The sequence below is a fragment of the Serratia proteamaculans genome (assembly GCF_949794035.1).
Classification (GTDB): domain Bacteria; phylum Pseudomonadota; class Gammaproteobacteria; order Enterobacterales; family Enterobacteriaceae; genus Serratia; species Serratia proteamaculans.
Genome location: NZ_OX461105.1, coordinates 1,080,611 through 1,094,041 on the forward strand (window position 1 = coordinate 1,080,611; position 13,431 = coordinate 1,094,041).

Sequence of the window (13,431 nt, forward strand, 5' to 3'; positions counted from 1 at the left end):
CCGGCAACCGGGTGGGGCATAACGCCACCACGTATCGGGCACTTTTTTTCATTTGAACAGGCAACACGACATCGTATGAGTCATCGTTTAACGTCAAAAGATATTATCGCATTGGGTTTTATGACCTTTGCCTTATTCGTCGGCGCCGGGAATATCATTTTCCCGCCGATGGTCGGTTTACAGTCCGGTGATCACGTCTGGACCGCAGCTATCGGCTTCCTGATCACCGCTGTCGGTCTGCCGGTGATGACCGTGATTGCGCTGGCACGCGTCGGTGGCGGTATTGACGCCCTGAGCACGCCGATTGGCCGCCGCGCCGGTCTGCTGCTGGCGACCGTCTGTTATCTGGCTGTTGGCCCGCTGTTCGCTACCCCGCGTACCGCGACCGTCTCCTTCGAAGTGGGGATTGCACCGCTGACCGGTGATGGCGCCATGCCGCTGTTTATTTACAGCCTGGTGTACTTCGCCCTGGTGATCGCCATTTCTCTGTATCCGGGCCGCCTGCTCGATACCGTGGGTCACGTATTGGCACCGCTGAAAATTGTTGCGCTGGGCGCGCTCGGCATCGCCGCGCTGGCCTGGCCTGCAGGTACGCCAATTCCGGCGACCGAGATTTATCAGAACGTTCCATTCTCTACCGGCTTCGTTAACGGCTATCTGACCATGGATACGCTGGGTGCGCTGGTATTCGGCATCGTCATTGTTAACGCCGCGCGTTCCCGTGGCGTGAAGGATGCCAAATTGCTGACGCGTTACACCATTCTGGCGGGATTGATCGCCGGTGTGGGCCTGACGCTGGTTTACCTGAGCCTGTTCAAGCTGGGTTCCGGCAGCGGCGTATTGGTGCCTGATGCAACCAACGGCGCGGTGATCCTGCATGCTTACGTACAGAATACTTTCGGTGGGCTGGGCAGCTTCTTCCTGGCGGCGCTGATCTTCATCGCCTGTATGGTAACTGCGGTCGGCCTGACTTGCGCCTGTGCCGAGTTCTTTGCCCAATACCTGCCGTTCTCTTACAAGACGCTGGTGTTCATCCTTGGGCTGTTCTCGATGCTGGTTTCCAACCTGGGCCTGAGCCATCTGATCCAGATCTCCATCCCGGTGCTGACCGCGATTTATCCGCCGTGCATCGTGCTGGTGGTGCTGAGTTTCACCCTGCGTTGGTGGAACAGCGCACCGCGTATCATTGCGCCGGTGATGTTAGTCAGCCTGTTGTTTGGTATCCTTGACGCGGTGAAAGCGTCTACCTTCCAGCACTTCTTGCCGGAGTGGACCAATCACCTGCCATTGGCGGATCAGGGACTGGCATGGTTGCCGCCGTCGCTGTTGATGCTGGTGCTGGTCGCGATTTATGACCGGGTTTGTACGCGCTCCGAAGTGACCGCGCACTCCTGATCCCCCGGCTAAATTTTGGGCCACGGACTTGTCCGTGGCTTTTTTACGTTTAAAAACCACGGGTTATTTTCATGCAACAACAGTCACCCGCCGCCCCCGCGGCCAATAAGCTGAAACGCGGTCTCAGCACGCGTCACATTCGCTTTATGGCTCTGGGTTCGGCTATCGGCACCGGTCTGTTCTACGGCTCGGCGGACGCGATTAAAATGGCCGGTCCAAGCGTTTTGCTGGCGTACCTGATTGGCGGCATCGTCGCCTTTATCATCATGCGTGCGCTGGGTGAGATGTCGGTCAACAACCCGCAGGCCAGTTCGTTTTCACGCTACGCGCAGGACTACCTTGGCCCGATGGCCGGCTATATCACCGGCTGGACCTACTGTTTTGAGATCCTGATTGTCGCCATTGCCGATGTGACCGCCTTTGGTATCTATATGGGCGTCTGGTTCCCTGAGGTACCGCACTGGATTTGGGTGCTGAGCGTGGTGCTGGTGATTGGTGCCATTAACCTGATGAGCGTGAAGGTGTTCGGTGAGCTGGAGTTCTGGTTCTCGTTCTTTAAAGTGGCCACCATCATCATCATGATTGCTGCCGGTATCGGCATCATCATTTGGGGGATTGGCAACGGCGGTCAGCCGACCGGTATCCATAACCTGTGGTCTAACGGCGGCTTCTTCAGTAACGGCTTTATCGGCATGATCCTGTCGCTGCAGTTGGTGATGTTTGCCTACGGCGGTATCGAAATTATCGGTATCACCGCCGGCGAAGCCAAGGATCCGAAAACCTCGATTCCCAAGGCCATCAACTCAGTACCCTGGCGTATCCTGGTGTTCTACGTCGGTACGCTGTTCGTCATCATGTCGATTTACCCGTGGAACCAGGTGGGCACTAGCGGCAGTCCGTTCGTGCTGACCTTCCAGCACATGGGCATTACCGTGGCGGCGGGTATCCTTAACTTTGTGGTGATTACCGCGTCACTGTCCGCGATTAACAGCGATGTATTTGGCGTTGGCCGCATGCTGCACGGCATGGCCGAACAGGGCCACGCGCCGAAGATATTCAGCAAGGTCTCCAAACGCGGTATTCCGTGGGTCACGGTAGTGGTGATGATGCTGGCACTGCTGCTGGCGGTGTATCTCAACTACATCATGCCGGAAAACGTGTTCCTGGTGATTGCGTCTCTGGCGACCTTCGCCACCGTGTGGGTATGGATCATGATCCTGTTCTCACAGATTGCCTTCCGTCGCAGCCTGAGCAAAGAGCAGGTGAAAAACCTGGCCTTCCCGCTGCGCGGCGGCGTATTTACCTCGGTGGTGGCGATCATCTTCCTGGTGTTTATCATCGGTCTGATTGGCTACTTCCCAACCACCCGCGTATCACTGTACGCCGGTCTGGTCTGGGTCGTGGTGTTGCTGGCGGGTTACTACTTCAAGCTTAACCACCAGAAGAAGCTGGCGGTGCTGGCGCAGCAGCAGGATTAAAAATAAAAACACCGGCCATGCGCCGGTGTTTTTTTATCGTAAGTTCAATCGTGCCCGTTACGCAAAATCCAGCTTACGTAGTTTTGATACATCGATAGTTTGCCTGGCGTGCCAAAGGTCGTAAGCATCCTGCATTCCCATCCATACCCGTTCTGAACTGCCAATGACTATCGACAAACGGATAGCCATCTCTGGGGAAATATCTGATTTGCCGGTAATAAGGCGCTGTACCGTTGATGGCGCTACGTCCAGCGCTTTAGCCAGACCACGAGCGCTGAGGTTTAATGTCTCCATGGTTTCTTTTATCAGCTCTCCGGGATGCGGCGGGTTAAACATTTGAGTCATTAATGGTAATCCTCATAGTTAACGATATAGACCCGTCATCTTTCAAGCCGCAGCGTTGTTACCTGCACTCGCTCACCCCAGTTACTTACTCGAGTAAGCGCCTGGGGATGAGCGAGCTTGGCGCCTAGCTGCAACTTGAAAGCTATAGGGTATAAACGTCACCTTCGAACCATAATCAACTGCTGAGCAGGGCGCAACGATTGTGATTTATTTTCAACCAATGACGTTTAACGTTTTTCCTCGGGCTCATCGTCGCCGGAAGCTCGGGCTTCGATGCGCAGGCTGCCGTCATTCAACTGGTCTTCCTTCTCTTCACCTGCTGCGCGCGCCAGCATCTCGCGGATATCCTGCATGTTGCGGCTCAGGGTACTCAGTGCCGGCTGCAAGGTTTGGCTCATACGGCTTTCGTCCACAGAAGCATTGTGCAAGCAGCCGACAAACATCAGGGCGGCCAACAGGGCGAACAGCCGGTGGCGTAATGGTTTCAGCAATCCTCTTTTCCTTCAGCGAGCGATAATCAATGCATTAACGCTGTTTTTAGGCCGAAAGAAAAGCGGGCCGAGACATCCGTTGCCCCTGGGTTGATAGTCATTACCGGCTGAAACAGTTACGTCAGCCTGCGTCAGGAAATCTCCGCCGTTTGTCGCATTTGGCTAAGCATGCTGCGCATGTCGTTGCCAGTTGGCGTTTGGTGCACCCGCAGATCGAATTCATTAATCACCGCCAGAATATGGTCAAAAATATCCGATTGAATACTTTCGTATTCAGCCCAGACCGTGGTGTTGGTGAAGGCGTAAATCTCCAGTGGCAATCCTTCCGGCAGCGGTGCCAGCTGGCGCACCATCAGCGTCATATTCTGATGAATATTCGGGTGGGCGCGCAGATATGCCACCAGATAAGCGCGCAACGTACCGAGGTTGGTCAGGCGGCGGCCGTTGAGAGGGGAACTGAGATCGACGGCAATCTGCTGGTTATGTTGGCTTAACTCCTGCGTTTTATCGTTCAGATAGCGTTGCAGCAGCGGGTTGCGGTTCAGCCGTTGCTGCTCTTCATCCGACAAGAAATGCACGCTGGTGGTGTCGATATTGATGCTGCGCTTGATGCGACGTCCGCCGGATTCGGACATTGAGCGCCAGTTCTTAAAGGAGTCGGAGATCAGCGCGTAGGTCGGGATGGTGGTGACGGTATTATCCCAGTTGCGTACTTTTACCGTGGTCAGGCCGATGTCGGTGACCGCACCGTCCGCGCCGTATTTCGGCATCTCCAGCCAGTCGCCAATGGTCAACATATCGTTGGCGGAAAGCTGAATGCCGGCCACCAGACCGAGGATCGGATCTTTAAACACCAACATCAGTACGGCGGTCATCGCACCCAGGCCGCTGAGCAGCAGCAGGGGTGACTTACCCATCAGCAGGGAGACGATCATGATGCCAATCAGAATGGCCGCGACCAGCTTCAGCCCCTGGAAAATCCCGCGCAACGGCAACTGGTTTGAAATCGGGCTTTGGCGCAGCATCGCCAACAGCGTATCCAGCAGGGAAAATAACGACAGCAGGGCGAAGCCCATGATCCACACCTGGGCGGCGGTGACGATAATTGCCTGGGTTTGACCGCCGGCGTGCAACCACAGCACCGCCTGCAGATTAATGATCACCCCTTGCAGTAACAGCGCCATGCGCTGGAACAGCTTGTACTGAGTGATTGCCTGTTGCCATACGCGCTGCGATTGCTGACCACGACGTTGGATCGCCTTCAGTACCACGCGGTGCAGCACCAGATGGATCACCACCGAAATCAGGACGATCAGCCCCAGCACCATCAGCAGGGACATCACCCCGCTAAATTCCAGCCCGAACTTCTCCAGCCACAGGGTTATCTGTTGTTGCATTACCGCTCCTTTAAAAAATGTGCAAAAAATATCCAATACACTCAAAACAGGTTAGCCTAATGGCTGCGGGCCATAATGTGCGTCTTTTTACCCTTTTTTACATAGGCTTGCCGCTGACCGACTATCTCCACCCCCCGGCTCCTCCCCGAGTTTACCGGCCAGAGAGGAGGGGGACTGGCACTCAACGTGGCATTGTTCGTGGCATTGAATAACGTCGTCGATTTCGTTTTGTACAGCAGGAGGAAAGTCATGCTTAACGCCTGGCACCAACCGGTCCCGCCCTTCGTGGTGAAGAAGGGGCAGCGCCTTGATATCACGCTGTGGTTACAGGGGGATGATTTACCCGAACGGGTATTTTTACGTGCCGAACCGGATAACGAAGAATGGCTGCTGACGATGAAAGTGCAGCAGATTGACGGGCTGCATCGCTATCAGGCCAGCCTGACGCTGAATGAGGGGGAGCCGAGCCGCCGTTACTGCTTCAAGCTGGTTTGGGCCGAGCGTCAGCAATGGTTCGGCCCCCTGGGCTGGTCGGTGACGCCGCCGGGGCAACTGACACAGTTTGCTGTCGATATGCCCGACAGCAGCCCAGCCTGGGTGGCGGATCAGGTTTTCTATCAAATTTTCCCCGATCGCTTTGCCAGTAGCGGGGGGGAACATGGCATTCAGAGCGGCAGCTATCGTCATCATGCGGCCGGTTGCGATGTAGTGCGCCACGATTGGCAGCATCCGCTGGAAGACCACCATGCCGCGTCCACCTTCTACGGTGGCGATTTGGAGGGGATTAGCCAAAAACTGCCTTATCTACAGCAGCTGGGCGTGACGGCGCTGTATCTGAATCCGATTTTCACCGCACCCAGCGTGCATAAATACGATACCGAAGACTATTACCAGGTCGATCCCTATCTCGGCGGTAACGCCGCCCTGCAGCGTTTGCGAGTGAGTACTCACAAGGTGGGAATGAAACTGGTGCTGGATGGGGTGTTTAACCATACCGGTGATTCGCATCCGTGGTTTGACCGCCACCAGCAAGGTGATAACGGTGCTTGCCATCACCCGGATTCACCGTACCGCGGCTGGTTCAATTTCTACCCCGATGGCCGCGCGCTCGACTGGAAGGGCAATGCCAGCCTGCCGAAGCTCAATTTTGCCGAGCCGCAGGTGGCGGAGGCGATTTATCGCGGCGACGATAGCGTGGTGCGTCACTGGCTGCGGCCGCCGTACAGCATTGACGGTTGGCGGCTGGACGTGGTGCATATGCTGGGTGAAAACGGCGGCGCCACCGGCAACCTGCAACATCTGGCGGGCATTTATCAGGCGGTTAAACAGGAAAACCCGCAGGCTTACGTGCTGGGCGAGCATTTTGGCGATGCGCGTCGTTGGCTGCATGCCGGTGTGGAAGATGGCGCGATGAACTACATGGGCTTCGCTCTGCCGGTGCGGGGATTCCTCGCCGGGCTGGACGTGGCGCACCACCCGGTGCAGATGGATGCGGCGGACTGTGCCCAATGGATGGACGACTACCGGGCCGGGTTGCCGCATGGCCGCCAGTTGATTCAGTTCAACCAGCTGGACAGTCATGACACTGCGCGCTTTCTGACACTGCTGCAGGGCAATCAGGCGCGGATGCGCATGGCGGCGGTGTGGCTGATGAGCTGGATCGGCGTGCCTTGCTTATATTACGGCGACGAGATTGGCCTGGATGGTGCCAACGATCCGTTCTGCCGCAAGCCTTTCCCGTGGGACGAAAGCCAGTGGGATCACAGCCTGTTGGCCCTGTGCCAGCGCATGGCAGCACTGCGTAAACAGAGTCTGGCACTGCGTCGCGGCGGCTGTCAGGTGCTGTATGCTGCGGCAGAAACACTGATATTTGTGCGTCTCTATCAGCAGGAACAGGTGTTGGTGGCGTTACAACGTGGCGGGAGCGGCAAAGTGACGTTGCCGCACAGCCCGCTGCTGGCGGCAGGCCAATGGCAACGTCTGGAAGGGGACGGTGAGTTGAATAATGAGCTGAGCGCGATCTCGCTGCAGTTGGGCGAGGAATCGGTGAGCCTGTGGCGGCGGGTAGGGTAAGGCTGACAGGGGCCGATTTTCCGGCCCCTGGATAAGTTAGTGGGCGTTCACACGCCCAGTCAGATCAATAACCTACGGCGGAACCGGCCGGGCGACGAACGTCGTTGGCACCGTACAGGTAGCCTTCGCGCACCTTGCCGGACACCGCAGAGTCATTGCCTGAGTTAGCCGGGCTGACGCCTGCCGCACCTGGCAGGCCAACCAGAATCAGTTCGGCTGCGCCCCAGGGGGTTTGTTCAACCATTTTGTAACCCATACCGCTGAGGATTTTCAACGTATCGGCAGAAACCCCGCGCTGTTCGTAGTAAACCTCATCCGGCAACCATTGATGGTGAATGCGCGGCGCATCGACAGCTTCCTGCGGTGCCATGCCGTGGTCGATCACGTTCAGTGCGGTCTGCAGCGTGATGGTGATGATGCGTGACCCGCCCGGCGAGCCGAGTACCATAAAGATTTTATTGTCTTTGGTCACCAGCGTCGGGCTCATTGACGATAGTGGGCGCTTACCGGGGGCAATGCTGTTGGCGGTTCCCTGCACCAGCCCGTAGAGGTTTTTCTCACCCACTTTGACGGTAAAGTCGTCCATTTCATCGTTGAGGAAGAAACCTGTGCCTGGGGCGATCACTACCGCGCCAAAACGACCGTTGACGGTATAGGTGGTGGAGACGGCATTACCCTGATGATCGACAATCGAGTAGTGGGTGGTTTCCGGCTTCTCGTGGGGTTCCATGCCGGGCTGCACGTTCTCAGACGGCGTGGCCTTGTCCGCAACGATTTTCTTGCGGATCTCTTCGGCATAGCTCTTGCTGACCAGCCTGTCGATCGGGTTCTTGATGAACTCCGGGTCGCCGAGGTAGGTATTACGGTCCATATAGGCGTGGCGCATGGCTTCGGTCATGGTGTGGATGGCCGCCGCCGAATTAAAGCCCATGCTCTTCAGGTCATAACCTTCAACCACGTTGAGAATTTCGCACAGCGTCACGCCGCCGGAGCTGGGTGGCGGGGCCGAGACAAATTTATAACCGCGATAGCTGCAGGTAATCGGTGGGGTTTCGGTGACTTTGTAATTGGCGAAATCGGCTGCGGTCAGGATGCCGCCGCCCTGTTTGGCGGCTGCCTCAACCGCCTGTGGAATTTTGCCTTTATAGAAGGCATCCGGGCCGTCTTTGGCGATGGCCTCCAGCGTATTGGCCAGGTCGCTCTGCACCAGGCGATCGCCCGGCTGCAACGGCGTGCCGTCCGGGCGCAGGAAGATCCGGGCAGATTCAGGATCCTGTTTAAAGCGTGCGATGGTGGTATCGAGAATATCGGTATCGGCACGGGTCAAAACAAAGCCCTCGCGTGCCAGTTTGATTGCTGGCTCCATCACCTGCTCGCGGCTCAGTTTGCCGTATTTTTTGCGTGCGGTTTCCATGCCCAACACGGTGCCCGGCACGCCCGCAGCCAGATAGCCGTACAGGCTGGCGCCTTTCTTCACGTTGCCTGCGGCATCCAGATACATATTGGCACTGGCCGCTGCCGGCGCGGTTTCACGGAAGTTGATAAAGGTGTCGGTGCCGTCGGCCAGGTGCACCGTCATAAAACCACCGCCGCCAATGTTGCCGCAGCAAGGGTTAACTACTGCCTGTGCATAGCCGACGGCTACGGCGGCATCAATTGCATTGCCGCCCAGTTTCAATATATCCACGCCGACCTGCGAGGCCAGATGTTGCGATGTCACTACCATGCCGTTTTTGGCTTCGACCGCCGGATTGGATGCGGCATACAGGCTGCTGCTGACCAGCAGCGCCGCCATGGTCAGCGGTTTGCTCCATTTTTGTAAAAACATAGTTATTCCTACCCTGTCAGTTTTCTTATTGTGTTTGGCTTGCCTCTCCAGCTGTGCAAAGAGCGGGCCAGCGTTATTGATACTAGTCAGAGTTCAGGGATAGCGCGGAGAACAGCCGGGTAAATGTGAGCGGAAACAAGGAAATGAAGCACACAATGGAGGCGGCTGCCCTAAAAAAGGGCAAAAAAAAACCGGCCGCGAGGGCCGGTTGATACACTTGCAGGCTGAAATTACAGCTTGGAAGCGTTCTCAGACAGGTACTTAGCTACGCCGTCCGGAGATGCGCCCATACCTGCTTTGCCTTTTTCCCACTGAGCCGGGCAAACTTCGCCGTGTTGCTCGTGGAATTGCAGCGCGTCAACGGTACGGATCATTTCGTCGATGTTACGGCCGATTGGCAGGTCGTTAACAACCTGAGCACGAACCACACCGTCTTTGTCGATCAGGAAAGAACCACGCAGGGCAACGCCTGCTTCTGGGTGCTCGATGCCGTAAGCTTTCTGAATTTCACGCTTGATGTCAGCAACCATTGCGTATTTCACTTCCCCGATGCCGCCATTCTCGACTGGGGTTTTACGCCATGCGTTGTGGACAAATTCTGAGTCGAATGAAACGCCAACCACTTCAACGCCACGCTTCTGGAATTCTTCATAGCGGTGATCGAAAGCGATCAGCTCAGAAGGACATACGAAGGTGAAGTCCATCGGCCAGAAGAACAGGACGGCTGGTTTGCCGTTCAGGTGCTTCTTGAAGTTGAAGTTTTCTACGATTTCGCCACTGCCGAGTACGGCAGCTGCAGTGAAGTCAGGGGCTTGACGAGTTACCAGGACCATAATTACTCCTGTAATAGGTGTTAAGGGGTTGATGTAAAAGCAAGGGCCAGTATAGGGGCCACGACTTGGTGAAGAAAGGGTAAAAGACCAATCAATGAGATAGCTTTCACCTATCAAAGTCGATGATTAAATTTAGCAGTCTTTAAAAATAACCTTTTCCCATAAAAGGGCAAGGCTTAAAAAGCAATTTCTTGTAAAGCATCGCATTTTCAATGGCTTTGGCTTGACCTTACAGCTTCTTGTCTTTGGCCTGCTCCATCATCTGCGGGTAAAACTGCCAGAATTGTGTTTCAAGCTGATGATAGTTGCGTTCCACGTCGGCGAAAGAACCGGCCAGTGCGGCAAGGCGCGGACGACGGCTGGCCATGCCTGCCAGCACGTTGCCGATAAACGGCAGCTCGGCGTAGCGCTCCAGCCAGCGTTCCGGCCATAAATAGCCGTTCAAATTCTGAAAACGCGGTGGCGTCAGCGCTAAATGCGGCACGATCTGGCTGCGGGCGTGCTGGGTAAACCCCTGCAGGCTGAGAGAGGGCTCCAGTTGTTGCCAATGGCGCGCCAGGAAGTGATCCCACACCACGTCCAGCGTGATGGGGGCCACGCGCCGGTGCTCATCAGAGAAATACGCGCGGCAGGCCTTTACCTGCGGCAGACTGTCGGTCAGAACATCGATGCGGCGGTGCATCATAATGCCGGCCACCACGGCGGGATCGTACTCGCCTGCGGGGTTGCCGCGCACGAAGTCGGCCAACAGATTGCCCAACAACGAGCTTTCCGCCAGTGAGGCTAAATGGAGATGAGCGAGAAAATTCATCCGGCAACTATACCTGAAGTCATGCAAATCCTCCTTATTTCTTGCCGCTGACCGCCCGCAGCTTTAGACTAGGCCGCCTGTTTTTTACCAACCCGTCCTATATTGAAGAAGTGAATAGAGCCATGCGCGTCGCCGATTTTTCGTTTGAACTTCCCGAGTCCCTGATTGCCCACTACCCTCAACCTGAGCGCAGCGCTTGCCGTCTGCTGCAGTTGGACGGGCCGAGCGGGGAGCTTAAGCATGGCGTATTCACCGATTTGCTGGATAACCTGGAAGCCGGCGATCTGCTGGTGTTCAACAACACCCGGGTGATCCCGGCGCGCATATTTGGCCGCAAGGTCAGCGGCGGCAAGATTGAAGTGCTGGTTGAGCGGGTGCTGGACGATCACCGGGTGCTGGCGCATGTACGCGCCTCGAAGGCTCCCAAGCCGGGCACCGACTTGCTGTTGGGTGACGACGAAAGCATCGCCGCGACTATGGTCGCGCGCCACGATACGCTGTTCGAACTGCGCTTTAATGATGAGCGCGACGTATTCACTATCCTTAATGCCGTCGGCCATATGCCACTGCCACCGTATATCGACCGTCCGGACGAAGACGCCGACCGTGAGCTTTATCAGACGGTCTACAGCGAGAAACCGGGCGCCGTGGCGGCACCGACCGCCGGGCTGCACTTCGATGAGCCGCTGCTGGCTGCACTGCGTGAGAAGGGCATTGAGATGGCGTTTGTCACCCTGCACGTGGGCGCGGGCACCTTCCAGCCGGTACGGGTGGAAACTATCGAAGAACACGTCATGCATGCCGAGTACGCAGAGGTGCCGCAGGACGTGGTTGACGCAGTATTGGCCTGCAAAGCGCGTGGCAAGCGTGTGGTAGCAGTCGGCACCACCTCGGTGCGATCGCTGGAAAGCGCCGCCAACGCCAGCAAAGAGGCATTAATTGCCCCGTTCTTCGGCGATACCAGCATCTTTATTTTCCCGGGTTACCACTATCAGGTGATCGACGCGCTGGTGACCAATTTCCACCTGCCGGAGTCGACGCTGATTATGTTGGTTTCCGCTTTTGCCGGTTATAAAAACACCATGCATGCCTATCAGCAGGCGGTGGCCGAGCAGTACCGTTTCTTTAGCTATGGCGATGCGATGTTCATCAGCCGTAACCCGCAGGCGGAGCAAGAGTCCGTCGGCGCCTGATTTCCTGGGCTGCGCATCTGGCGCAACCCTGTTTTAACGACATCAGACTGTTTCTCTGATGCTGGAGGCTTTGTGAAGTACGAATTAGACACAACCGATGGCCGCGCCCGCCGTGGCCGCCTGATCTTTGAACGTGGCGTGGTGGAAACCCCAGCCTTTATGCCGGTCGGCACCTACGGCACGGTAAAGGGCATGACGCCGGAAGAAGTGAAAGAGACCGGTGCGCAGATCCTGCTGGGCAACACCTTCCACCTGTGGCTGCGCCCAGGGCAGGAGATCATGAAGCTGCATGGCGATCTGCATGATTTCATGCAGTGGCATGGCCCGATCCTCACCGACTCCGGCGGCTTCCAGGTGTTCAGCCTGGGCGCGATGCGCAAGATTAAAGAAGAAGGCGTTCATTTCCGTAATCCGATTAACGGCGATAAAGTGTTCCTCAGCCCGGAAAAATCGATGGAAATCCAGTATGACCTGGGTTCCGACATCGTCATGATCTTCGACGAATGTACGCCGTACCCGGCAGACTGGGACTACGCCAAGAGCTCGATGGAAATGTCCCTGCGCTGGGCGCAGCGCAGCCGTCAGCGTTTTGACGAACTGAATAATAAGAACGCTTTATTCGGCATTATTCAGGGCGGTGTTTACGAAGATTTACGTGATGTATCAGTAAAAGGGCTGGTGGATATCGGTTTTGATGGTTACGCTGTGGGCGGCTTGGCAGTCGGTGAGCCAAAAGAGGATATGCATCGCATTCTTGAACATGTTTGCCCGCAAATTCCGGAAGATAAGCCACGCTACCTGATGGGCGTGGGCAAACCGGAAGATCTGGTTGAAGGCGTGCGTCGCGGTATCGATATGTTCGACTGTGTGATGCCAACGCGTAATGCCCGTAACGGTCATCTGTTCGTGACTGACGGTGTGGTAAAAATCCGTAATGCCAAGCACAAGGATGATACTTCTCCGCTGGATAAAGACTGTGATTGCTACACGTGTCGCAATTACAGCCGCGCCTACTTGCATCATCTCGATCGTTGCAACGAAATACTGGGTGCCCGATTGAACACCATTCATAACCTGCGTCACTACCAACGCCTGATGGCGGGTTTACGCGAGGCCATTGAACAGGGTAAATTAGAGCTGTTTGTTGCGGATTTCTACGGTCGGATCGGTAAACCGATTCCACCTTTAAACGCTTGAATTAATAATTGATAACTTAATGAGGGAATTTCAATGAGCTTTTTCATTTCTGACGCCGTCGCATCCGCAGGAGCTCCGTCTCAGGGAAGCCCGTACTCTCTGATCATTATGCTGGTGGTTTTTGGCCTGATTTTCTATTTCATGATCCTGCGTCCACAGCAGAAACGCGCTAAAGAGCACAAGAAACTGATGGACTCGATCGGCAAGGGTGATGAAGTGCTGACCACCGGTGGCCTGATTGGCCGCGTGACCAAAGTGGCTGACACCGGCATTATCGCTATTGCGCTGAACGACACCACGGAAGTGATGATCAAGCGTGACTTCGTGGCGGCCGTTCTGCCGAAAGGTACCATGAAGGCCCTGTAATTTTGTTTTCCCGAAGGGAATTGC

At 56.0% G+C, this 13,431-nt stretch carries 12 protein-coding genes; 6 read left to right on the forward strand and 6 right to left on the reverse strand.

Annotation, left to right across the window (positions count from 1 at the left end; all coding sequences use genetic code 11):
- Window positions 1-75: 75 nt before the first annotated feature.
- Window positions 76-1,395 (forward strand): branched-chain amino acid transport system II carrier protein, encoded by a 1,320-nt coding sequence (gene brnQ / locus QOT07_RS05015; protein ID WP_261415394.1) that lies wholly within the window; start codon window positions 76-78, stop codon window positions 1,393-1,395.
- Window positions 1,396-1,466: 71 nt separating this feature from the next.
- Entirely contained in the window at window positions 1,467-2,873 is a 1,407-nt protein-coding gene (proY, locus tag QOT07_RS05020; protein WP_099062313.1) for a proline-specific permease ProY, read from the forward strand.
- 57 nt (window positions 2,874-2,930) lie between these two features.
- On the opposite strand, the gene QOT07_RS05025 is transcribed toward proY, so the two are convergent.
- The 3 genes from QOT07_RS05025 to QOT07_RS05035 all read right to left on the reverse strand — a co-directional run bounded on the left by QOT07_RS05025 (window position 2,931) and on the right by QOT07_RS05035 (window position 5,106).
- Window positions 2,931-3,218, reverse strand: coding sequence for a HigA family addiction module antitoxin (locus QOT07_RS05025; protein WP_085115422.1), 288 nt, complete (start codon window positions 3,216-3,218; stop codon window positions 2,931-2,933).
- 227 nt (window positions 3,219-3,445) lie between these two features.
- Window positions 3,446-3,709, reverse strand: a complete 264-nt coding sequence (locus QOT07_RS05030) for a hypothetical protein (RefSeq protein ID WP_099062310.1) — start codon at window positions 3,707-3,709, stop codon at window positions 3,446-3,448.
- A 131-nt stretch (window positions 3,710-3,840) separates the two neighbouring features.
- Entirely contained in the window at window positions 3,841-5,106 is a 1,266-nt protein-coding gene (locus QOT07_RS05035) for a mechanosensitive ion channel family protein (RefSeq protein WP_099062309.1), read from the reverse strand.
- A gap of 249 nt (window positions 5,107-5,355) precedes the next feature.
- Between QOT07_RS05035 and malZ the strand changes: the two genes are divergently transcribed.
- Complete coding sequence (gene malZ / locus QOT07_RS05040; protein ID WP_283602661.1) at window positions 5,356-7,179, forward strand: maltodextrin glucosidase; 1,824 nt, start codon at window positions 5,356-5,358, stop codon at window positions 7,177-7,179.
- Between the two features lie 64 nt (window positions 7,180-7,243).
- Here the strand turns inward: malZ and ggt are convergent, their stop codons facing one another.
- The 3 genes from ggt to QOT07_RS05055 all read right to left on the reverse strand — a co-directional run bounded on the left by ggt (window position 7,244) and on the right by QOT07_RS05055 (window position 10,651).
- Window positions 7,244-9,007: a gamma-glutamyltransferase gene (gene ggt, locus QOT07_RS05045; protein ID WP_283602662.1), complete on the reverse strand. Its 1,764-nt coding sequence runs from the start codon at window positions 9,005-9,007 to the stop codon at window positions 7,244-7,246.
- A gap of 230 nt (window positions 9,008-9,237) precedes the next feature.
- Window positions 9,238-9,840 carry a peroxiredoxin C gene (locus QOT07_RS05050; RefSeq protein WP_012005499.1) on the reverse strand — a complete coding sequence of 201 codons (603 nt, stop codon included), beginning with the start codon at window positions 9,838-9,840 and terminating at the stop codon, window positions 9,238-9,240.
- Window positions 9,841-10,069: 229 nt separating this feature from the next.
- Window positions 10,070-10,651 (reverse strand): ACP phosphodiesterase, encoded by a 582-nt coding sequence (locus QOT07_RS05055; RefSeq protein ID WP_099062305.1) that lies wholly within the window; start codon window positions 10,649-10,651, stop codon window positions 10,070-10,072.
- 122 nt (window positions 10,652-10,773) lie between these two features.
- On the opposite strand from QOT07_RS05055, the gene queA reads away from it, so the two are divergent.
- The 3 genes from queA to yajC all read left to right on the forward strand — a co-directional run bounded on the left by queA (window position 10,774) and on the right by yajC (window position 13,407).
- On the forward strand, window positions 10,774-11,844 hold the full coding sequence (gene queA / locus QOT07_RS05060; protein ID WP_207976272.1) for a tRNA preQ1(34) S-adenosylmethionine ribosyltransferase-isomerase QueA: 1,071 nt from the start codon (window positions 10,774-10,776) through the stop codon (window positions 11,842-11,844).
- Between the two features lie 72 nt (window positions 11,845-11,916).
- Window positions 11,917-13,041, forward strand: coding sequence for a tRNA guanosine(34) transglycosylase Tgt (gene tgt / locus QOT07_RS05065; RefSeq protein ID WP_085115431.1), 1,125 nt, complete (start codon window positions 11,917-11,919; stop codon window positions 13,039-13,041).
- Between the two features lie 33 nt (window positions 13,042-13,074).
- Window positions 13,075-13,407, forward strand: coding sequence for a preprotein translocase subunit YajC (gene yajC / locus QOT07_RS05070; RefSeq protein WP_012005503.1), 333 nt, complete (start codon window positions 13,075-13,077; stop codon window positions 13,405-13,407).
- Window positions 13,408-13,431: the final 24 nt, after the last annotated feature.

Excerpts from the sequence above, each read along its gene's own strand:
- brnQ (WP_261415394.1), top strand. The coding sequence starts at position 76 with ATGAGTCATCGTTTAACGTCAAAAGATATTATCGCATTGGGTTTTATG.
- proY (WP_099062313.1), top strand. The coding sequence starts at position 1,467 with ATGCAACAACAGTCACCCGCCGCCCCCGCGGCCAATAAGCTGAAACGC.
- QOT07_RS05025 (WP_085115422.1), bottom strand. The coding sequence starts at position 3,218 with ATGACTCAAATGTTTAACCCGCCGCATCCCGGAGAGCTGATAAAAGAA.
- QOT07_RS05035 (WP_099062309.1), bottom strand. The coding sequence starts at position 5,106 with ATGCAACAACAGATAACCCTGTGGCTGGAGAAGTTCGGGCTGGAATTT.
- malZ (WP_283602661.1), top strand. The coding sequence starts at position 5,356 with ATGCTTAACGCCTGGCACCAACCGGTCCCGCCCTTCGTGGTGAAGAAG.
- ggt (WP_283602662.1), bottom strand. The coding sequence starts at position 9,007 with ATGTTTTTACAAAAATGGAGCAAACCGCTGACCATGGCGGCGCTGCTG.
- QOT07_RS05050 (WP_012005499.1), bottom strand. The coding sequence starts at position 9,840 with ATGGTCCTGGTAACTCGTCAAGCCCCTGACTTCACTGCAGCTGCCGTA.
- QOT07_RS05055 (WP_099062305.1), bottom strand. The coding sequence starts at position 10,651 with ATGAATTTTCTCGCTCATCTCCATTTAGCCTCACTGGCGGAAAGCTCG.
- queA (WP_207976272.1), top strand. The coding sequence starts at position 10,774 with ATGCGCGTCGCCGATTTTTCGTTTGAACTTCCCGAGTCCCTGATTGCC.
- yajC (WP_012005503.1), top strand. The coding sequence starts at position 13,075 with ATGAGCTTTTTCATTTCTGACGCCGTCGCATCCGCAGGAGCTCCGTCT.